General features: G+C 73.1%; 12 protein-coding genes and 1 riboswitch. Of the genes, 7 read left to right on the top strand and 5 right to left on the bottom strand.

Going from position 1 to position 19,720, the window contains the following annotated elements; all coding sequences use genetic code 11:
• Position 1: 1 nt before the first annotated feature.
• A complete protein-coding gene (gene icmF, locus LO772_RS13790) occupies positions 2-3,184 on the bottom strand; it encodes a fused isobutyryl-CoA mutase/GTPase IcmF (protein WP_443089410.1) in 3,183 nt (1,060 codons plus the stop codon).
• Positions 3,185-3,536: 352 nt separating this feature from the next.
• Between icmF and LO772_RS13785 the strand changes: the two genes are divergently transcribed.
• On the top strand, positions 3,537-4,775 hold the full coding sequence (locus LO772_RS13785; protein ID WP_231778704.1) for a hypothetical protein: 1,239 nt from the start codon (positions 3,537-3,539) through the stop codon (positions 4,773-4,775).
• A gap of 523 nt (positions 4,776-5,298) precedes the next feature.
• Here the strand turns inward: LO772_RS13785 and LO772_RS13780 are convergent.
• Together LO772_RS13780 and LO772_RS13775 are read right to left on the bottom strand one after the other, a co-directional pair.
• Entirely contained in the window at positions 5,299-6,105 is an 807-nt protein-coding gene (locus LO772_RS13780; protein WP_231778703.1) for a hypothetical protein, read from the bottom strand.
• Complete coding sequence (locus LO772_RS13775) at positions 6,095-7,372, bottom strand: PspC domain-containing protein (protein ID WP_231778702.1); 1,278 nt, start codon at positions 7,370-7,372, stop codon at positions 6,095-6,097. The genes LO772_RS13780 and LO772_RS13775 overlap by 11 nt, the downstream gene beginning before the upstream one ends.
• A 380-nt stretch (positions 7,373-7,752) precedes the next feature.
• Between LO772_RS13775 and LO772_RS13770 the strand changes: the two genes are divergently transcribed.
• On the top strand, positions 7,753-9,051 hold the full coding sequence (locus LO772_RS13770; RefSeq protein WP_231778701.1) for an ATP-binding protein: 1,299 nt from the start codon (positions 7,753-7,755) through the stop codon (positions 9,049-9,051).
• A complete protein-coding gene (locus LO772_RS13765) occupies positions 9,048-9,731 on the top strand; it encodes a response regulator (protein ID WP_269453201.1) in 684 nt (227 codons plus the stop codon). The genes LO772_RS13770 and LO772_RS13765 overlap by 4 nt, the downstream gene beginning before the upstream one ends.
• Positions 9,732-9,762: 31 nt before the next feature.
• On the opposite strand, the gene LO772_RS13760 is transcribed toward LO772_RS13765, so the two are convergent.
• Positions 9,763-10,854 carry a C40 family peptidase gene (locus LO772_RS13760; RefSeq protein ID WP_231778700.1) on the bottom strand — a complete coding sequence of 364 codons (1,092 nt, stop codon included), beginning with the start codon at positions 10,852-10,854 and terminating at the stop codon, positions 9,763-9,765.
• Between the two features lie 8 nt (positions 10,855-10,862).
• A riboswitch (cyclic di-AMP (ydaO/yuaA leader) is annotated at positions 10,863-10,996 on the bottom strand.
• A gap of 223 nt (positions 10,997-11,219) precedes the next feature.
• Here LO772_RS13760 and LO772_RS13755 point away from each other — a divergent pair.
• Positions 11,220-11,573, top strand: a complete 354-nt coding sequence (locus tag LO772_RS13755; protein WP_231778699.1) for a hypothetical protein — start codon at positions 11,220-11,222, stop codon at positions 11,571-11,573.
• 74 nt (positions 11,574-11,647) lie between these two features.
• Positions 11,648-14,137, top strand: coding sequence for a DNA helicase PcrA (gene pcrA / locus LO772_RS13750; protein ID WP_231778698.1), 2,490 nt, complete (start codon positions 11,648-11,650; stop codon positions 14,135-14,137).
• A 155-nt stretch (positions 14,138-14,292) separates the two neighbouring features.
• On the opposite strand, the gene LO772_RS13745 is transcribed toward pcrA, so the two are convergent.
• Positions 14,293-16,197, bottom strand: a complete 1,905-nt coding sequence (locus LO772_RS13745) for a M23 family metallopeptidase (protein ID WP_231778697.1) — start codon at positions 16,195-16,197, stop codon at positions 14,293-14,295.
• 400 nt (positions 16,198-16,597) lie between these two features.
• Here LO772_RS13745 and LO772_RS13740 point away from each other — a divergent pair, with 400 nt between their 5' ends.
• Both LO772_RS13740 and LO772_RS13735 read left to right on the top strand, forming a co-directional pair.
• Positions 16,598-17,977, top strand: coding sequence for an SWIM zinc finger family protein (locus tag LO772_RS13740; RefSeq protein WP_231778696.1), 1,380 nt, complete (start codon positions 16,598-16,600; stop codon positions 17,975-17,977).
• 232 nt (positions 17,978-18,209) lie between these two features.
• A complete protein-coding gene (locus LO772_RS13735) occupies positions 18,210-19,718 on the top strand; it encodes a DUF5691 domain-containing protein (RefSeq protein ID WP_231778695.1) in 1,509 nt (502 codons plus the stop codon).
• Positions 19,719-19,720 lie beyond the last annotated feature (2 nt).

Below are 19,720 nucleotides of genomic sequence, written 5' to 3'. Positions count from 1 at the left end.
TCTACACGTTGCGCCGGTACGCGCCGCCGACCTCGAAGAAGGCCTCGGTGACCTGCTGGAGGGTGCAGACGCGGGCGGCGTCCATGAGGACGCCGAAGACGTTCTCGTTGTGCGTCGCGGCGTGCTTGAGGGCGGCGAGGGCCTCGTCGGCCGACGACAGGTGCCGGTTGCGGAAGTCGCGGACGCGGTGGAGCTGCGACTCCTTCTCGGCCTCGGTGGCGCGGGCGACCTCGACCTGGACGGGCGGGGCGTCGTCGGCGCCGGGGGCGCGGAAGGTGTTGACGCCGATGATGGGCAGCGTGCCGTCGTGCTTGCGCTGCTCGTACAGCATCGACTCGTCCTGGATGCGCCCGCGCTGGTAGCCGGTCTCCATCGCGCCGAGCACGCCGCCGCGTTCGCTGATGCGGTCGAACTCGGTGAGCACGGCCTCCTCGACCAGTTCGGTCAGCTCCTCGACGATGTACGCGCCCTGCAGCGGGTTCTCGTTCATCGCGAGGCCCCACTCGCGGTTGATGATCATCTGGATGGCGAGGGCGCGGCGCACGGACTCCTCGGTCGGGGTGGTGACCGCCTCGTCGTACGCGTTGGTGTGCAGGCTGTTGCAGTTGTCGTAGATCGCGGTGAGCGCCTGCAGGGTGGTGCGGATGTCGTTGAAGTCCATCTCCTGGGCGTGCAGCGACCGGCCCGAGGTCTGGACGTGGTACTTGAGCTTCTGCGAGCGCTCGTTGGCGCCGTAGCGGTCCCGCATCGCGACGGCCCAGATGCGGCGGGCCACGCGGCCCAGCACGGTGTACTCGGGGTCCATGCCGTTGCTGAAGAAGAACGACAGGTTCGGCGCGAAGTCGTCGACGTCCATGCCGCGGGCGAGGTACGACTCGACGTACGTGAAGCCGTTGGCGAGGGTGAACGCGAGCTGGCTGATCGGGTTGGCCCCGGCCTCGGCGATGTGGTAGCCGGAGATCGAGACCGAGTAGAAGTTGCGCACGCGGTTCTGGATGAACCACTCCTGGATGTCGGCCATCATGCGCAGGCTGAACTCGGTGGAGAACAGGCAGGTGTTCTGGCCCTGGTCCTCCTTGAGGATGTCGGCCTGCACGGTGCCGCGGACGGTCGCCAGCGCACCCGCGCGGATCGTCGCGGCCTCGTCCGCGGACGGCTCGCGGCCCTCGGCGGCGCGGAACTTGTCGATCTCGGCGTCGATCACGGTGTTGAGGAAGAACGCCAGGATCGTCGGCGCGGGGCCGTTGATGGTCATCGACACCGACGTGGTGGGCGCGGTGAGGTCGAAGCCGTCGTACAGCGCCTTCATGTCGTCGAGCGTCGCGATGGACACGCCCGAAGTGCCGACCTTGCCGTAGATGTCGGGGCGTTCGTCGGGGTCGCGGCCGTAGAGCGTGACCGAGTCGAACGCGGTCGACAGGCGCGTGGCGTCGCCGTCGTGCGACAGCAGCTTGAAGCGGCGGTTGGTGCGGAACGGGTCGCCTTCGCCGGCGAACATGCGCGCGGGGTCCTCGCCGTCGCGCTTGAACGGGAACACGCCCGCGGTGAACGGGAAGTAGCCCGGCAGGTTCTCCTCGCGCAGGAAGCGCAGCAGCGCGCCGTCGTCGGTGTGGCGCGGCAGCGCGACGCGGCGGACGCGGTTGCCCGACAGCGTCTCGCGCGTGAGCGTCGTGCGCAGTTCGCGGTCGCGGATGCGGACGACCTGCTCGTCGCCGGTGTACGCCTCGACGGTGGCCGGCCACGCCTCCAGCTGCTTGCGGGAGTCGGCGGTCAGCGCGTCGGTCGCGTCGGCGTGCAGGCCCTCCACCGCCGGTACGGTCTCGGGGAGTTCGTCGCGGACCTGGGTGATCCGCTGGAGGCGCGCGGCGGCTTCGGACTGCGCCTTGGTCTCGGCGTGGTAGCCGCGTACGGTCTCGGCGACCTCGGCGAGGTAGCGGGTACGGGACGCGGGCACGATGTGCGTGGCGCCGGTCGACTTGCGGACGTCGACGTGCGGCAACACGCCCTGTTCCCAGGGGAGTCCGTGCTCGACTAGGTGGGCGGCGAGGTGCTGGTAGAGCGCGGTCACGCCGTCGTCGTTGAACGTCGCGGCGCTCGTGCCGAAGACCGGCATGTCCTCGGGGCGGGAGCCGAACGCCTCGCGGTTGCGGATGAGTTGGCGGGACACGTCGCGCAACGCGTCCTCGGCGCCCCGGCGTTCGAACTTGTTGATGGCGACGACGTCGGCGAAGTCGAGCATGTCGATCTTCTCCAGCTGCGAGGCCGCGCCGAACTCCGGTGTCATCACGTACAGCGACATGTCCGCGTGGCTGGTGACCGCGGCGTCGCCCTGGCCGATGCCCGGGGTCTCCAGGATCACCAGGTCGTGCCCCGCGGCCTTGCACACGTTGAGCAACTGGTCGATGTGCTCGGGGAGTTCGCGTCCGGCGCCGCGCGTGGCGATGGAGCGGAAGAAGATCCGCTCGCCGTCGAGGGCGTTCATGCGGATGCGGTCGCCGAGCAGGGCCCCGCCGCCGCGGCGCCGGGTGGGGTCGACGGCGAGGACCGCGACGCGCAGCTTGTCCTGCCGGTCGGTGCGCAGGCGCCGGACCAGCTCGTCGGTCAGCGACGACTTGCCGGAGCCGCCGGTGCCGGTGATGCCGAGGACGGGGACGCGGCGCGCGCCGGCGGCGGCCTCGACGGCCGCCAGCGTGTCGGCGTCCAGACCGTGCGACTCGGCGACGGTGAGGGTGCGGGCGAGGGCTCCGCGGTCGCCGGAGAGGAGGGCGTCCAGCGACGCCGGCCGGTCGGCGGGGTCGAAGTCGCACTCCTCGATCAGCGTGTTGATCATCCCGGCGAGGCCGAGCCGCTGGCCGTCCTCCGGAGAGAAGACCTTGACGCCGCACTGGGCCAGACGGGTGATCTCCTCGGGGATGATGACGCCGCCGCCCCCGCCGAAGACCTTGACGTGTCCGGCGCCGCGCTCGCGCAGCAGTTCGACCAGGTATTCGAAGTACTCGACGTGACCGCCCTGGTACGAGCTGATCGCGACACCCTGGACGTCCTCCTCCAGCGCGGCGTCGACCACCTCGCTCACCGAGCGGTTGTGCCCGAGGTGGACCACCTCCGCCCCCTGGGACTGGAGGATGCGCCGCATGATGTTGATGGCCGCGTCATGCCCGTCGAACAGGGCGGATGCGGTCACGAACCGTACGGGACGGACCGGAACGTACAGGGACACGGAAGCCTCCGGATGACACGCTGGCGAGTCTCTGGCTCCAAGATACTTGGAAGTCCTACTATTCCCCAGGTTAACCATGGAGGGGCCGGGCGTGCACACGTCCCCCCGGCCGAGGAGCCGCGTACCCCGTCGGCACCATGAACACCGCCGGAATACGGCAGAATGCCGCTGGCAGGTGCGGTCACCCGATCGGCAGAACCGTCGCCCCGACCGTCATGCGCTCTCACCGGCAGTCATCGGCGGAACGGTCGTCGGCGCGCCGTCACACCACGGCAGGAATCCAGCGCGCGCCGCCGCATCCCGGGGAGGGTTTTCGATGGCGCACGGCGTCGGCGTGCACGGTCCGGACTGCCACTGTGTGGTCCGCGAGGAGTATCGGCGGGCCCAGGAGGGCTTCGCCGAGGCGCGGCGCGCGCTCGCCCGCCGCGAGGGGGTGCCGGCGGTCGTCGCACCGTCCGAGCTCGCCACGCGCCAGTGGATAGACGACGAACTACGCGGCAAATCCCGCGAGTTGGCGACCCGGCGGCGCGCCCACGGCCGCGCCGCGCTGCGCCTGCTGGGCACTCGTACGCTCGCCCTCCTGTGGACGGCCGTCGTCGTCCTGCTCGTCGTCCAGTCGCTCACCGCGATCGGCGCGGGCTGGACGATCACGCGCACCGCCGCGCTGGTCGCCGCCGTCGTGACCGCCGCGGGGCTGAGCGCCGTCGCGTACGCGACCCGCGAGGGGGCGGGCCTCTACGCCCCCGCCCGGGGCCTGGACGGGCGGCTGTCGACCTCGAAGGCCGTCGCCGCCCTCTGGGCGGTCACCCTCACCTATACCTTCGTCTTCTTCGCGGTCCGCCTCGCCGCCGCCTCCGACGGCGACGACCGCTCCGACCTGCTCGACAGCCTCGGCTCGGTCTCCGCCGACCAACTCGCCCTGGTCGCCGCGCCGCTCTTCGCCGCCGTCCTGGTACGCCGCGTCGTCGGCGACAAGGTCAACCGGCGCGTCCTCCAGAAACCCCACTCCGACCGTGCGCGCCTCTTCGACCTGGTCACCGACGACGCGGGCCGCAGCTCGCTGGTCGACGCGCAGTACGTGCTGGTCAACCTCGTCGCCACCGGCTTCGTCGTGGTCGGCCTCGCCCGCGACCCCGAGGCGCTGCCCGACATCCCCGCGACCCTCGTCGCCCTCGCGATGGTCTCGGTCGTCGTCTACCTCGTCGCCAAGCTCGTCGAGAACAACCGCCCGGTGATCCTCTCCGTGGTCCGCGTCCACGTCCCCGGCAACCTCGACACCGCCGTCCGCCAGGGCGACGACATCGAGATCCGCGGCACCAACCTCGTCGGCGCCGGAGCCAAGGATCCCGACCAACTCGCCCGCGTCGTCGTCATGTTCGGCGCCGTCCACGTCTACGCCCCGCTCGTCCCGACCGACTCCGGCTTCGCCAACCCCTGCGACGCCGTCATCGTCGTCCCCATCCCCGTCGACGTCGAACCGGGCCGCGTGGAACTCTGCGTCGTCTCCGCCGCGGGCATCGAATCCAACCGCTACGAAATCGAAATCGCCGACTGACCGTAGAAAGCGGCGACTGCCGCCCCCGTGCCCCGCGGGACGGCGGGCTGGGGTCGTGTGGTGCCGTCCTCGCCTTGCCGTCCTTCGTCGTGTGGCACCACGTCCCGAGGCGGGCCGTCCGTCACCCGGTTCACCGCCGCGGCGCCGGGCGTCGGCGAGACCGATCCCGGTGGGGCGGGTGGTGGTCGCGGTGCGCTCGATGCGCGGGTGGCATGCGACCCGTTCCGTGGGGCCGTGACGAGAATCCACCCCATCGCTCGCGCGGTCATGCCTCGCCAACGCATCACAGCCCCCACCGCCGCTTCCCGCGTGTTCCTGGGGATCTTGCGTCGGTGCGTGGTGAAACAGTCCACGAGTGCGGGGAGTTCACCGCGGGTTTTCGTGCGGGGCGGGTGACGGTCGGGTGCCCGTCCGTCGGGAGGCTGTCGAACGGCGGCGTGTGAGGGCGGGGTTGCGGATGCCGGCGTCTCTGCGACCAGGGCGGCTGCTGCGGTGGCGGTCCGGGGCGAGCGCGGGTGGGGCGTCAGTCGGTGGGTGGTGGGGTTTTCGCGGGGTGCGGGGTGCGGTGGCGGGGGCGGGTGAGTGCGGCCCACAGGGCGCCGATGAAGCCTGAGGCACCGACGCCGATGACGGCGAGGGCCAGCATGATGCCCGGGCGGGCGTCGACGGCGTTGCCGGCGTCGAGGAGGTAGGTCACCGCGATGCCCATGAAGAAGATGCCGGCGACCATCGACATGGGGTCGAAGGTGCGGCGCGCGGGTGCGGCCGGAGTGGGGGCGGACGGGGGGAGCGGGGGGCGCTCGTCCGGTGCGGCGGACCACACGTCGTCGTGGGGGGCCGAGGCCGCGCCGAGGCCGTGCGCCACGGGTCGGCCGTCGCCGTCCCGGGGGAGCAACCCCGGGCGCCAGTGGGGGTCTCGGCGGGTCGCCGGGTCGCGGAAGGAGGGCGGCTCGTCGGCCGGGGCCGGGGCCGGAACGGAAGCGGGAGCGGGAGCAGGGGTGGGGGTGGGGGCGACGGTCTCGGGCTTGGTGAGGGTGGGAGGCGCGTCGTCTGCGGTTGCCGGGTCGATGCGGAGCACTTCGGTCTCCTCGGAGTCGAGTGGCCTGTCGGGTCGGCTGTCGATCGGCCGGTGCGATGCCGGGTCGGGGGCGTGCTCGTCGCCGGAGGGGAGGCCCTCGGCCGTTCCGTCGCCGGGTCGCGTCGGTCGGCCGGTGGCGGGGTCGTCCTCCGGCGGGGGCGTGGCGTCGTCGTTCGCGGGCGGTTCTCCGGAGCCCGGCGACACCGCGTCCTCGGGCTCGAAGCCCCTCGGTTCGCGCTCGTCACCCCGCATACTTCACCTCCAGATTGCCCACGCCGACCGCGAGGTCGAGGCTGATCGTGGCGCGCGTCGGTCGGTCCGCGGGGGGCGTGATGACCGTCTTCCGCTCGGGTTTGTAGCCGCTGTCGCTGCGGTCTTGCAGGTCGATGCTGCCGAGGTCGGCGTCGGCGTCGACGATGACGCGTACGTCGTCCGGCACGCGGACGGTGAGCTGTCCGACGCCGACGGTCGCCTTGATCCGCACCGGATCGGCCGGATCGCGTCCGGCGAAGTCCAACTTGGTCAGGTCGAGCTTGAGTTCGCCGAACTTGTGGCGGTACGACGACTCCACCGCCGCGACCGTGCCCGGGGCGTACGTGCGTTCCCCGGACGGCCCGGTCAGCGGCACTGTGAGCGCCGCCGACGCGCTCACCAGCGCGGCGGTCGCGAGCGCGGGCAGGATGAGCCAGCGCCCACCGCCGATGAACGTGCCGACGAGCAGCCCGGCCGCCAGGATCGCGAGGATCACCGAGAGGAAGACCTGGACCGGGATGTTCGTGGAGACGGCGTCGTCCGATGTGGTCTCGTCCAGCCACCACATCGCCCCGCCGGCGATGGCGGCCAGGGAAATGGTCGCGGGAGCCAGGTAGTAGCGGCCCTTGCGCGGTTCCGGTCGAGGCGGCGGGGGAGGGCTCGGGCGGTCGTCCGCGGCCGGGGTGCGTCGCCACCATGGGGCCGACGTCGGCTCCGAGACCCGGGGCCGGGCCTGTTCCGCGGCCGGTCCCGTCGCCGCCGCCGACGGAGTCGCGTTCGCGGCCCGTGTGCCGTTGAGGGAGGTGGGTTCGAGGCGCCTCGCCTTCAGGCCGCGTCGTGTCGAGTTGTGGGAGACGTAGAGGATGACCGCGGCGACGATGAGCAGCGGGAATGCGCCGTCGAAGCCGTTGTCGAGGTAGGAGAAGAAGACCCCGGTGCCGATGCCGGCGACCGCGAGCGCGGGGATCGCCGCCGCGACGCTCCGGCCGCTCAGCAGGTCCCGGGCCAGAGGAGTGGGCTGGTCGTCGGCGGGCATGAGCAGCCAGCCGAGGCCGTACAGCAGGATGCCGAGCCCGCCGAACAGCGTGAGAACCGCGAAGACGACGCGGAAGACGACCGGGTCGACGCCGAAGTGCCGGCCCAGCCCGCCGCCCACGCCCGCGACCACGCGGTCGTCGGCGGTACGGATCAGCGGGATGCCGTCGTCCTGTGCGGATCCGTCGGCCGGCGGTGGCGCCTCGGGACCGGGGGACGTCGTGTCGTTCACGCGTCCACCCCGCTCCGTTCGCGGCCACGTGCGCGCCACGCGGCCCGGTCGTCGCTTCGCTCGCTCACGCGGGACCTCGCTTCTGTTGGCTTCGCGGGTGATTCGGGGCCGTCGGACCAGGTGGTGTGCGCGGGCCGAGTCGTCGTGGCGGGCGGGCGGTGCCTCCGCGACGACGCGGGCCGCTCGTACGCTTTCGGCGCGCCCGCTCCGCCTCAAGCGCGACCGGCCCCGCCGCGCTTTTCCTCATGCCGTTCATCCTGCTGTGCGCGGACGCGCGCGCCTATCGGGTGTGGCCCGGGGCCGACCCCGAGGCGACCCTGAGGCCGCATCAGGGTCGCACCCTGATGCGCCGGACGCCCCGCGCGGGGCACGATCGGTGGGTGACCACCGCACCACCTCCCGCCGGCGCCCCGCCGCCGCCCCCACAGCCGCCGCCGCGGCCGACGCACCCGCCGCATCCCCCGTCCTCCACGCCGCCGCGCCGCCCCGACCCGCCCACGCTCTACCGCAATCCCTCGCAACGCATGGTCGCCGGGGTCGCGCGCGGGCTCTCCGACCATTTCGCGGTCGACGTCGTGTGGCTGCGCCTCGGCTTCATGGTGCTGAGCCTCGCGGCGGGCCTGGGCGTGCTGCTGTACGGCCTGCTGTGGCTCAACGTGCCCGAGGGCGAGACCCGGGCCGTCCCGACCGCGCGCGAGCGCAGGTCGCGGCATGCGGCGCTGGCCATCGTGACGGTGCTGCTGGCGTTCACGATGGTGCTCATCGTCGCGGGGACGGCGGGCGACCGCGGGGCGTGGGCGTGGCCGCTGCTGGTCGCGGCGGCGGGGGTCGCGCTGGTGTGGCGGCAGGCCGACGACGCGCAGCGCACCCGGTGGCTCTCGCTCGACGGGCGCAGTCGTACGGCGGCGATCGTGCGCACCGGCGCCGGGCTGGCGATCTTCGCGACCGGGATCGGGTTCTTCGTCGCCTACCGGGGTGGTCTCGGCGACGTGTTCGCGGCGCTGCGCGGTGCGCTGCTGCTGCTCTTCGGACTGCTGGTGATCTTCGGCCCGTACCTGCTGCGGCAGACGCGCGACCTCGGTGCGGAGCGGCGCGCCCGCATCCGGGCCCAGGAACGCGCCGAGGTCGCGGCGCACGTGCACGATTCGGTGCTGCACACGCTCACCCTGATCCAGCGCAATGTCGACGATCCGCGCGAGGTCGCCAAGCTGGCCCGCGCGCAGGAACGCGAGTTGCGCGCGTGGCTGTACCGGCCCGAGGGCGAGGAGCCGGACCGGACGTTCGTCGCGGCGCTGCGCCAGGAGGCCGCGGAGGTCGAGGACGCGCACGGCGCGACGATCGAGATCGTGTCGGTGGGCGACTGCCGCGTGGACGAGCGCCTGGCCGCGCAGCTCGCCGCGGCGCGGGAGGCGATGGTGAACGCCGCGAAGTACGCGCCGGGCGGGCCGGTGCAGGTGTTCGCCGAGGTGGAGGCGGCGACGGTGACCGTCTTCGTCCGCGACAGCGGCCCCGGCTTCGACCCGGACACCCTGCCGGAGGACCGGCTGGGTGTGCGAGAGTCGATCCTCGGCCGCATGCGCCGCAACGGCGGCGGCGCGGTGATCCGCAGTGAACCCGGTGAGGGCACCGAGGTCGAGTTGGAGATGGCGCGCGGCGAGGGGAACAGGAGCCGGTCGTGAGCAGCGAGAGTCCGCGGGACGGGGAAGGCGCCCCCGCGCCGGGAGCCAGGGTGCGGGTGGTGCTGGTCGACGACCACCGCATGTTCCGCAGCGGAGTGCGCGCCGAGATCGGCGACGCGGTGGAGGTGGTCGGCGAGGCGGAGGACGTCGCCTCGGCGGTCGCCGTGGTCCGGGCGACGCGGCCCGAGGTGGTGCTGCTGGACGTGCACCTTCCCGGCGGCGGCGGGGTCGAGGTGCTGCGGCAGTGCGCCGAGCTCCAGCCGAAGGTGCGTTTTCTGGCGCTGTCGGTGTCCGACGCGGCGGACGACGTCATCGGGGTCATCCGCGGCGGTGCGCGCGGCTATGTGACGAAGTCGATCACCGGGGACGAGCTGGTCCGGGCGGTCGCGCGGGTCGCGGACGGCGACGCGGTCTTCTCGCCGCGCCTGGCCGGCTACGTGCTGGACGCGTTCGCGGCGACCGACGTCCCGCCGATCGACGAGGACCTGGACCGGCTGACGCAGCGGGAGCGCGAGGTGTTGCGCCTGATCGCGCGCGGCTACGCGTACAAGGAGATCGCGCGGCGGCTGGTGATCTCGGTGAAGACGGTCGAGACCCATGTGTCGGCGGTGCTGCGCAAGCTGCAGTTGTCCAACCGGCACGAGCTGACCCGCTGGGCGACCGACCGGCGACTGGTGTGACGACGGCCGCCGGCCGGCCGGAGCCGCCGGGTCAGCCGGGGCGGACCGCGGAGTAGTACGGCATCACGCTCATCGACTCGGTCCTGATGTTGGTGCCGGGGCGCGGGGCGTGCACGATCTTGCCGTTGCCGATGTACATCCCGACGTGGCTGACGTCCGGGTAGAAGAACACCAGGTCGCCCGGCTGGAGTTGGGACTTCGGGACCGTGGTGCCGGCGTTGACCTGGTCCCAGGTCGTGCGCGGCAGCTTGACGCCGGCCTGCGCCCAGGCGGCCTGCATGAGGCCGGAGCAGTCGAACGAGCTGGGCCCGGCCTTGCCCCAGCCATACGGCTTCCCGATCTGGGCCATCGCGAAGTTCAGCGCGACCTTGGCGCGTTCGGACGCCGGGACGGTGCTGGTGTCGGACTCCTCGCGCGCCTGGTCGCGCGCCGCCCGCTCGTCGGCCGCCCGCTGCTCGGCCTCGGCGTGCTCGTTGGCCTCCAGGATCGCCTGCCGCTCGGCCTCGGTGAGGGTGTTGAGCAGCTGCTGGGCCTTGTTGAGCTTCTCCTGGATCGCGTTCTTGTTGGCGGTCAGGTCCTTGCGGAGCTGGTCCAGCTCGGCGAGCTGCCGGGACGCCTCCTCGCGGTCCTGCTGGAGCATGCGCGCCTGCGACGAGATCTGCTCCAGCTTGACGGCCTGCTGGGCGTCCAACTGGTCGAGCATCTGGGCTTTTTGGAGGTACTCGGCGGGGTCGCCGCTCAGCGCGAGCGCCAGCTCGGGCGGCATACCGCCGTTGCGGTACTGGTTGGCGGCGAGGATGCCGATCTGCTCGCGCAGCTGGTTCATCGCGGCCTGTTCCTCGGCCACGCGGGTCTGCGTCGCGTTGGCCTCCTGCTGCAGCTGCTCGACCTTCTCCTGGACGCCGTTGTAGACGTCGGTGGCCTTGGAGACCTCGTGGTGCAGCTGGTTGACCTGCTCCTGGACCTGGGCCTTCGTGGGAGCGGGGTCGGCGCCGGCCGGCCCGGCGAAGGCGATCACGCCGGTCATGGTCGCGGCTGCGGTGACCGCCAGGGTCGCGGCACCGCGGGGAGCCATGCGCGGCTTCGACCGGCGGTGCTGGGCGGGACGACGATGGGACGCCACGAAAGCGTCACTCCTTCCTCGGCCGCCTACCGGGTTAGCTGACAGGCTCGGGCGGAAGAAGACGCCCTACGGCGCCGGGTGCGGCCCCGGCACCGATTCGCCTCATGGAGACCTGGGTCCCCGGCTCCGGCACCCACCCACGGCCGCGGGATACGGCCGCCGACGGGGACGGACTCGGCGGTGGCGGCCGTCTGCTCCTGGTGGAGCACGGGGGTACGGGCCGCCTGGCCGAGAACATTAGTCACAGGAGTGTCACAAACCCCAGCCTCTCGCGTCACATTGCCAATTCTTTACCCTGGGGGCCGTTTCATTGTCCGCTTTGTGATTTTTATAGGCTCACCGGAGCCGACTTCGAGGAGCGCTCCGTGGACGTCGTTCGTCAACTCCTGCTCGTTCTGCACATCATCGGTGTGGCCTCGCTGCTGGGCGGAGTCCTCACCCAGATGAGCGCCATGAAGTCCGGCGACGTCCGCGTCAACAAGGCGATGGTGCACGGCGCCCTCACGATGCTCGTCACCGGCGTCGCCCTCATCGGCGTCCGGCAGAGCGAGGACCTGGACGTCGACAACACCAAGATGATCGTCAAACTCGCCGTCCTCCTCGCGATCCTCCTCACGGTGTGGACCAACCGCACCAAGGAGCGCGTCGACGCGCGGACAGTCGGCGCCGTCGGGCTGCTCACCGTCGCCAACATCGCGATCGCGGTGATGTGGACCTGACGCCGCGTCCGGACGGCCCACCCCCGGCGACGCACCGGCCGGAAGAGCCCGCGCTGCTCGTAGACTCGGCAGCGATGAGCAAACTCTTCGACGACCTGCCGCTGCCCGGGTTCGACGCCGACGTCCCGGCCGACGTCCCGGTGCCCGCCGAACCGGAGCCGGACGACGCCCCGCCGCCGCCCGAATACGACCCGGCCCCCGACGACCTGTTCGCCGGCGACTACGCCCCGCCCCCGGAGCCGTACGAGGCCTACTACCGCAACGGCGCGGCCAAGCCCGCCGTCGATCCCGCGCGCCTGCTCGACGGCATGAACCCGCAGCAGCGCGCCGCCGTCGTCCACGAAGGCTCGCCGCTGCTCATCGTGGCGGGCGCGGGCTCCGGCAAGACGCGCGTGCTCACCCACCGCATCGCGTACCTGCTGGGCGCGCGCGGCGTCCACCCCGGCCAGATCCTCGCGATCACCTTCACCAACAAGGCCGCCGGGGAGATGAAGGAGCGCGTCGAGGCCCTGGTCGGCCCGCGCGCGAAGGCCATGTGGGTCTCGACGTTCCACTCGTCGTGCGTGCGCATCCTGCGCCAGCAGTACAAGAAGCTCGGGCTCAGCTCGTCCTTCTCCATCTACGACGCCGCCGACTCGCAGCGCCTGATGGCGATGGTCTGCCGCGACCTGGACCTGGACGCCAAGCAGTTCCCGCCGCGCAAGTTCAACGCCCAGGTGTCCAACCTCAAGAACGAACTGGTCGACCCCGAGACGTACGCGGCCGGCGCGCAGAACGACGCCGAGCGCAAGCTCGCCGAGGCGTACACCCTCTACCAGGCCCGGCTGCGCCAGGCCAACGCGCTGGACTTCGACGACCTGATCATGACCACGGTCAACCTCCTCCAGGCGTTCCCCGACGTCGCCGAGCACTACCGGCGCCGCTTCCGGCACGTGCTCGTCGACGAGTACCAGGACACCAACCACGCGCAATACGTGCTGGTCCGCGAGCTGGTGGGCGGGGCCGTCGGGCAGGAGCCCAAGCGCACCGTCGACGGCGACCTGGTCAACCCGGCGGCCGAAGGCCTCGCGCACGTCCCGCCCGCCGAACTGTGCGTGGTGGGCGACGCCGACCAGTCGATCTACGCCTTCCGGGGCGCGACGATCCGCAACATCCTCGACTTCGAGAGCGACTACCCGGCCGCGACGACGATCCTGCTGGAGCAGAACTACCGCTCGACGCAGACGATCCTCGCCGCCGCCAACGCGGTCATCGAACGCAACAGCAACCGCCGCGCGAAGAACCTGTGGACGGACTCCGGCCAGGGCACCGCGATCATCGGCAACACCGCCGACGACGAGCACGCCGAGGCGCAGTTCGTCGCGGACGAGATCGACCGGCTCACCGACGCCGGCACGATCACCCCGAGCCAGGTCGCGGTGTTCTACCGCACCAACGCGCAATCCCGCGTGTTCGAGGAGGTGTTCATCCGGGTCGGCCTGCCGTACAAGGTCGTCGGCGGGGTGCGCTTCTACGAGCGCAAGGAGGTCCGCGACGCGCTCGCGTACCTGCGGCTGCTCGCCAACCCGGACGACGTCGTGTCGCTGCGCCGAATCCTGAACGTGCCCAAGCGCGGCATCGGGGACCGCGCCGAGGCGTGCGTGGAGGTGCTGGCGGCGCGCGACCGGATCCCGTTCGCGGAGGCGCTGCGGCGCGCGCACGAGGCACCGGGCATGGCGACGCGGTCGGCGAAGGCGGTCGCCGGTTTCGTGACGCTCGTCGACCAGCTGCGCGGGGTCGTCGAGGGCGGCGCGGGGCCCGCGACGGTCCTCGAAGCGGTCCTCGAACAGACCGGCTACCTCGCCGAGTTGCAGGCCTCGAACGACCCGCAGGACGAGACGCGGATCGAGAACCTTCAGGAACTCGCCGCGGTGGCCCTGGAGTTCGAGCAGGCCCAGCCCGAGGGGACGCTCGCCGACTTCCTGGAGCAGGTGGCGCTGGTCGCCGACTCCGACCAGATCCCCGACGCCGAGAGCGGCGGCGTGGTCACGCTGATGACGTTGCACACCGCGAAGGGCCTGGAGTTCCCGGTGGTGTTCCTCACCGGTCTGGAGGACGGCGTGTTCCCGCACATGCGGGCGCTCGGCGACACGAAGGAGCTGGAGGAGGAGCGGCGGCTCGCGTACGTCGGCATCACGCGGGCCCGCGAGCGGCTGTACGTGACGCTGTCGCGCGTCCGCAGCGCGTGGGGCGCCCCCGCGTACAACCCGCCGTCGCGGTTCCTCCAGGAGCTGCCCGAGAAGCTGGTCGAGTGGCGCGGCAAGGCCCCGTCGGAGGGCCAGGCGCTGTCGGCCGCCAAGTCGGTGCGTTCGGCGCCCGTCGGGCGTCTCGGCGGCCCGAGCCGCATCGTCGACCGCGAGGTCGTCGCGCTCAAGCCGGGCGACCGGGTCACGCACGACAAGTTCGGCCTCGGCACGGTCGTGGCGACGCAGGGCGAGGGCGACAAGACCCAGGCGACGATCGACTTCGGGGCGTCGGGGACCAAGCAGCTGCTGCTGCGGTACGCGCCGGTGGAGAAGCTGTAGCCCGAGGCCGGGCGGGGTCCGGCGGCCCGGTGGCGGGCGCCGCCGGGCCACCGCGGCCGGGGCCCGGCCGGATGTCGGTGCGGCTCGCTACGGTGAAACCGGTCGAGCAGGGGAGCGGTGGTCCCGGGTGCTACGGGGGTACGAGGGGCGCGTGATCAGGTCGGGTCGAGGCCCTTGTTGCGCAGCCACGGAATGGGGTTGACCGGGGCGCCGCCGCCGGGGCGCACCTCGAGGTGCAGGTGCGGGCCGGTGCTGTTGCCGGTGTTGCCGGAGTAGGCGATCACGTCACCGGCCTTGACCGGTCCGGAGACGACCTTGGCCCGGCTGAGGTGGCAGTACCACGTCTCGGTGCCGTCGGGCGCGGTCAGGATGACCATGTTGCCGTACGCGCTGTTCCACTGCGTGCGCACGACGCCGTCGGTGACCGCGCGGACGGACGTCCCGGTACTGACCGGGAAGTCGATGCCGGTGTGCAGGCTGGACCAGCGCCCGCCGGCCTGGCCGAAGTAGGCGGACAGCCCCGGGCGCACGGGAAGCATGAACTTGGGGCGTTCCTGCTCCTTCTTGACGCGCTCTTCCTCCGCGAGCTTGGCCTGCTCGGCCTGGATGCGCGCCTGCTCGGCCTGCTGCCGGGCGATCTCGGCCTGCTTCTCCTCCAGCGCGACGCGCGCCTGGGTGCGGCTCGCGCGGTCCGCGAAGTCCTCCGCGCTCTCCTGGAGTTGCGTGAACTGCTGGTCCAGGGGCGACGACGCGAGCGGCACGTCGACGCCGGAGGCGATCGTGTCGTCGGAGCGGTTCGGGGTGTCGGCCTGGATGCCGCCGGCCGCGGCGACCGCCATGGCGGCGGCGCCGAGGACGCCGAGCGAGCCGCCGGCGACCTTGACCATCGGCCGGGTGCGGCGGGTCGTCTTGCGGCGCGCGGCGCGGCTGCTCGCGGCGGAGGCGGAGATGGTGCGGGGGGCGCCGACGGCCGCGGCCGCCGCGGCGGCTCCGTCCGGCTCGTCGTCGTCGGCCGACTCGTCGTCGTACCCGTCGTCTTCGTCGCGTACGGCGTCGCGCACGGCGGCCACCGAGAATTCGGCGGTCATGGTGGAGTCGGGGTGGCCGTCGGCGTGCGGGGCCGGGGCGTCGGAGGAGCCGGAGTGCGCGGCGTGGTCCGCGAATTCGTCCGTGCGGCCGTCGGTGTCGAAGGCCTCGCCCGGGGCGAACGCGACGGCCGTGCCGCCGGTGTCGTGCGCCGCGAAGCCGAGGGCGAACTCCTGCGTCCCGGCGAACGGGTCGGCGCCTTCGAGGTGGGGGGCGGGGCTGGCGTCCCACGCGGGGGCGTCGTGCCGGTCGAGGGCGGGCGCCGGGGCGGCTTGTACGGCGGTGGCCGTGTCGTACCAGCCGGTGGCGGCGGTGCCGTCGGTGCTCCAGGCCTCGGACGCCCAGGTGCCGGGCTGCTCCTGAACGGCCGTCAGGACGTCGCCGGACCAGGCGGTCTGCTCGTATTGCGGGTAGTCGGCCTGCGGGACGGCGGCCGTGGCCTGGCCGTAGGTGCCGTCGGCGCCGTAGGCCTGGTACGCGCCGCTGTCGTACGCGGGGTAGCCGCCGCTGGCGTCGACGGCGGCGTAGGCGCCGGACCCGCCGGTGTCGACCGCGGCGTACGCGCCCGATCCGCCCACGTCGACCGCGGCATAGGCACCGGACCCGCCGGTGTCGACGGCGGCGTACGCGCCGGACCCGTCGTAGGAGAAGGCCGTGTAGGCCCCGCTGTCGTGGCCGTAGTCGTCGGTGGCCGCGCCGTAGACCGGCGAAGTGCCGTACAAGGACGGGTCGTAGCCGTTTTGTCCGGCGCCCGCGGGGTAGGACTCCTGCGGGTAGGCAGGGGTCTGGTGGCCCCCGGTCTGCCAGGAGCCCGACCACGAATCGGAGTCGTAGGCGTTGGCGCCATACGCGGCGTTCGCCCCGGTGTCGTACGCGTCGTACGCGGGGTAAGCCGTGTGGTTGCCAGTGCCGTAGACCTCGTCCGCGACGCCGCGACCGTAGGGGTCGCCGTCCGGATAACGGCCGTCCGTCACCTGATTCGCCTTTGTCTCGGGGGCAGTACAACCCCCTGCCGCGAGGCGTGGGGGCGTGGTGCAGGTACTTCCACAAGCAACAACCGGGGACTCTAGCCCTCCGCAAGTGCCCGCGACAATCCGCCGGGGTCCGTTCGCGCGACACGAACGCGCCCGTGTATTCGCGTGAAGTCGCGGATTCGCGGCAACCACCTGGGCGTTCGCTGCGTCTGTTACCTCTCCGCTCCGCGGGGAACAGGCGGCGGCCCGGGCGTTGTGGAATGACCGTCGTGCGGTGATTCATCGGCTGATGTGCCGCCCTCGGGGAACGGCGGCGCGGTACCGCGGCCGGACGCCGGGAACGCCGCGGTTTCGGGAACCGCCGGTACAGGTGTCGGTGCCACGCCGTACCGTGACGTTCATGCTGGAACGCTGGACCGCGGACCGGGTGTTGGCACTCGCACCCGACACCGCGTCGCAGAAGGCCGGATCGAAGCTGGCGGCCCCCGGGCCGTGGACGGGACTGGGAGCCGGGGAGGTCTCCCTTCCGGACACCGGGGACGAGGGGGGAACGACGACCGCGAAGAGCGGTGTGTGGGGATTGTGCAAGGGCAGTGGCGCCAAGACGTACCGCACCGCGGTCGACCTGGACGGCCCGGCGTGGTCGTGCACGTGTCCGAGCCGCAAGCTGCCGTGCAAGCACGCGTTGGGGCTGCTGCTGCTGTGGTCGTCCGGCGATGTCGCCGAGGCGGCCGAGGCCCCCGCGTGGGTCACCGGTTGGCTGACGGGCCGTCAGGACCGCGAGAAGCAGCGCACGGTGCGCCGTACGACGGGAGTCGCCGACCCCGCCGCCGCGGCCCGCCGCGCCGAGCAGCGCGCCGCGCGGGTCGCCGAGGGCGCCGACACGCTGGGCCGGTGGCTCGCCGACCAGGTGCGCCACGGGATCGCCGGGGCCGACCGGGCGGGCTACGCGCCGTGGGAGGACATGGCCCGGCAGATGGTCGACCAGCAGGCCCAGCGCATGGCCCGCCGGCTGCGGACCGCGGCGACGCGCCCGGCGTCCGGCGACGGCTGGCCGGAGCGGCTGTTGGAGGACTACGCCGAGATGTGGCTCCTGCTGCGGGCCCACGATCGGCTCGACGCGTTGGACGCGCCGCTGGCGGCGTCGGTCAGGACGCAGTTCGGCTGGACGGTGGAGAAGAACGACCTGGTGCAGAAGGCCGCCGAGCAGGGCACCGCCGTGCGCGACCACTGGACGGTGCTGGGCAGCCGCGACACCGACGAAGACAATCTGACGGTCCGCCACATCTGGTTGCGGGGCGAGCGGTCCGGCCGTACGGCGCTGGTGATGGTGGTCGGCGCGGCCGGCCAGGCGCCGCCCGTCGCGCTCCCGGTCGGCGAGCGCTTCGAGGCCGATCTGATCTTCCACGACGCGGCGGCCCCGCTGCGCGCCCACCTCGCGGAACGCCACGGCCCGCCGGAGCCCGCGGAGGTCCCGGCGGGATGCGACGCGGCGACCGCGGCGATGACGTACGCCGAGGCGGTGCGCGGCGAACCCTGGCTCGACGCCTGGCCGGTGGTGCTCGCGGACGTCGCGGCCGTCCCCGACGCCCTCGGCTGGCGGATCACCGGAGCCGACGGCTTCTGGCTGCCGGTCGACCGCTCGCGCGCCGCGGACGACGCGCTGTGGCGCCTGGCCGCGATGTCGGGGGGAGCGGGCATGACCGTCTTCGGCGAGTACGGCGCCCGGGGGTTCGCGCCGGTCACGGGGTGGCACGAGGGGCGCGCGGTGTCGCTGTGAGGCGGGTGTTCGGCGGCGCGGGCATGCCTCGCGCGGCCGGGCGCCCACCCGCGAACGCGCGGCGCCCGCACCCGCGCTCGGCCCCGAGGCGCCGCACGCGCCCGGCCCGGCGGCCGTGCGCTCCGTATGCGGGCCCGCGTTCCCCGGTGTTGTCACTGTCGTGTTGTTGCCTCGGCTCCACCGGAGCCCGACCCGTCCCGGCCGCGGCCGGTGTCTTCCCCGGAGGTTCCCGATGACGATCGCCACCGAAGCGCTGTGGGACGACCTGGTGTCCACCGCGTTGGTCGGCACCGCGAAGCGGGCCGTTCCGGAGGTCGACCCCGGCTCCTCGCTCGGGGCCGCGCTGGCCGCCGTGCCGCGCGCGGACGCCGCCGAACGCCTTTTGGACGCCGCGGCGTTGGCGCTGGTCCACCGGCGGGTCGGGCGGCTGCCCGGGGCCGGCGCGGCGCCGCTCGCCCGGTGCGAGCCCGATCCGCGTCCCACGGTGCCGGTCCGCGCGCGGGGCCGCCTGCGGGTGCTGCTGGGCAGCGGTGCGGGGGAGCGGCGCACGGCCATCGCGGAGCTGTTGCCCGAATGGCTGTCCGAGGCCCGGGCCCGGGGGTTCCGGGCGCCCGAGCCGGAGTTGCCCGCGCTGTTGGACGTCGCCCGGTCGCACAGCGAGCTGCGCGCGGACGTCGCGGCGCTGGCCGGGCCGCGAGGCCGCTGGCTGGCCCGGCTCAACCCGGACTGGGCGTGGGCGGCGCGCGTCGCGGCCGAGGACGTCGCCGAGGACGAAAGCGTCTGGGAGCACGGCTTGTTCGGCGAGCGCCTGGCGTATCTGACGGCGCTGCGCGGACGCGACCCGCGGGCCGCGCGGCGGCTGCTGGCCGCGACGTGGCGCGGCGAACCGGCGGAGGACCGCGCCCGGCTCCTCACCGTGCTGCGGGTCGGACTGTCGGTGGCCGACGAGGACTTCCTGGAGGCCGCGCTCGACGACCGCGGCAAGGCGGTCCGCACGGGCGCGGCGGCGCTGCTGAGCGTGCTGCCGGAGTCGGCGTTCGCGGCGCGGATGACGGCCCGGGCCCGCGTGTGCGTGCGCCCCGACGGCCCCACCGGGGTGGCCGTCGTCCCTCCCGGCACCTGTGACGAGTCGATGCGCCGCGACGGTATCGCCGAGACCTCGCCGACGGGCCGGGAGAAGCGCGCGTGGTGGCTCGGCGAGATCGTCGCCGCGACGCCGCTGGCGGCGTGGGCCGACGTGTTCGGCGAGACGCCGGCCGAGATCCTGGCCCGTCGGCTGCCCCGCCGCTGGGCGGAGGACATCCGCGACGGCTGGGCGCGGGCGGCCGTCGAGCAGGAGGACGTCGCGTGGGCGCGCGCCCAGGCGGGCCGAGGGGCGCCGACGCGCCTGCTGTCGGTGCTGCCCCCGGCCGAGCGCGCGGGGCATGTCGCCGCGCATGTGGAGGAGCACGGGCTGTCCGAGGCGTTCCAGCTGCTGGCGGGCTGCCCGGCGGTCTGGCCCGCGGTGCTGGGGCGGGCGGTGGTGGACGCGCTGGCCCGCGCGGCGCGCGAATCCGCGTACCCGTGGAGCTTCAGCGGTGTCACCGGCCTCGCGGCCCGCTCGCTCGACCCGGCGGTCGCCGACGACATCGAGGGCCTGGCGGTGGCGGCCGGCGAGGACGGCTACTGGGGCCGCGCGTTCGGCGAGTTGGCCGCGACGCTGCGCGAACGCGCGGTGCTGCGGGCCGAGTTCGCGGACTGAAC

It is taken from the genome of Yinghuangia sp. ASG 101, assembly GCF_021165735.1.
GTDB lineage: Bacteria > Actinomycetota > Actinomycetes > Streptomycetales > Streptomycetaceae > Yinghuangia.
This window is presented reverse-complemented; position numbering and strand designations above follow the sequence as displayed.

Excerpts from the sequence above, each read along its gene's own strand:
- LO772_RS13785 (WP_231778704.1), top strand. The coding sequence starts at position 3,537 with ATGGCGCACGGCGTCGGCGTGCACGGTCCGGACTGCCACTGTGTGGTC.
- LO772_RS13740 (WP_231778696.1), top strand. The coding sequence starts at position 16,598 with ATGCTGGAACGCTGGACCGCGGACCGGGTGTTGGCACTCGCACCCGAC.
- pcrA (WP_231778698.1), top strand. The coding sequence starts at position 11,648 with ATGAGCAAACTCTTCGACGACCTGCCGCTGCCCGGGTTCGACGCCGAC.
- LO772_RS13735 (WP_231778695.1), top strand. The coding sequence starts at position 18,210 with ATGACGATCGCCACCGAAGCGCTGTGGGACGACCTGGTGTCCACCGCG.
- LO772_RS13780 (WP_231778703.1), bottom strand. The coding sequence starts at position 6,105 with ATGCGGGGTGACGAGCGCGAACCGAGGGGCTTCGAGCCCGAGGACGCG.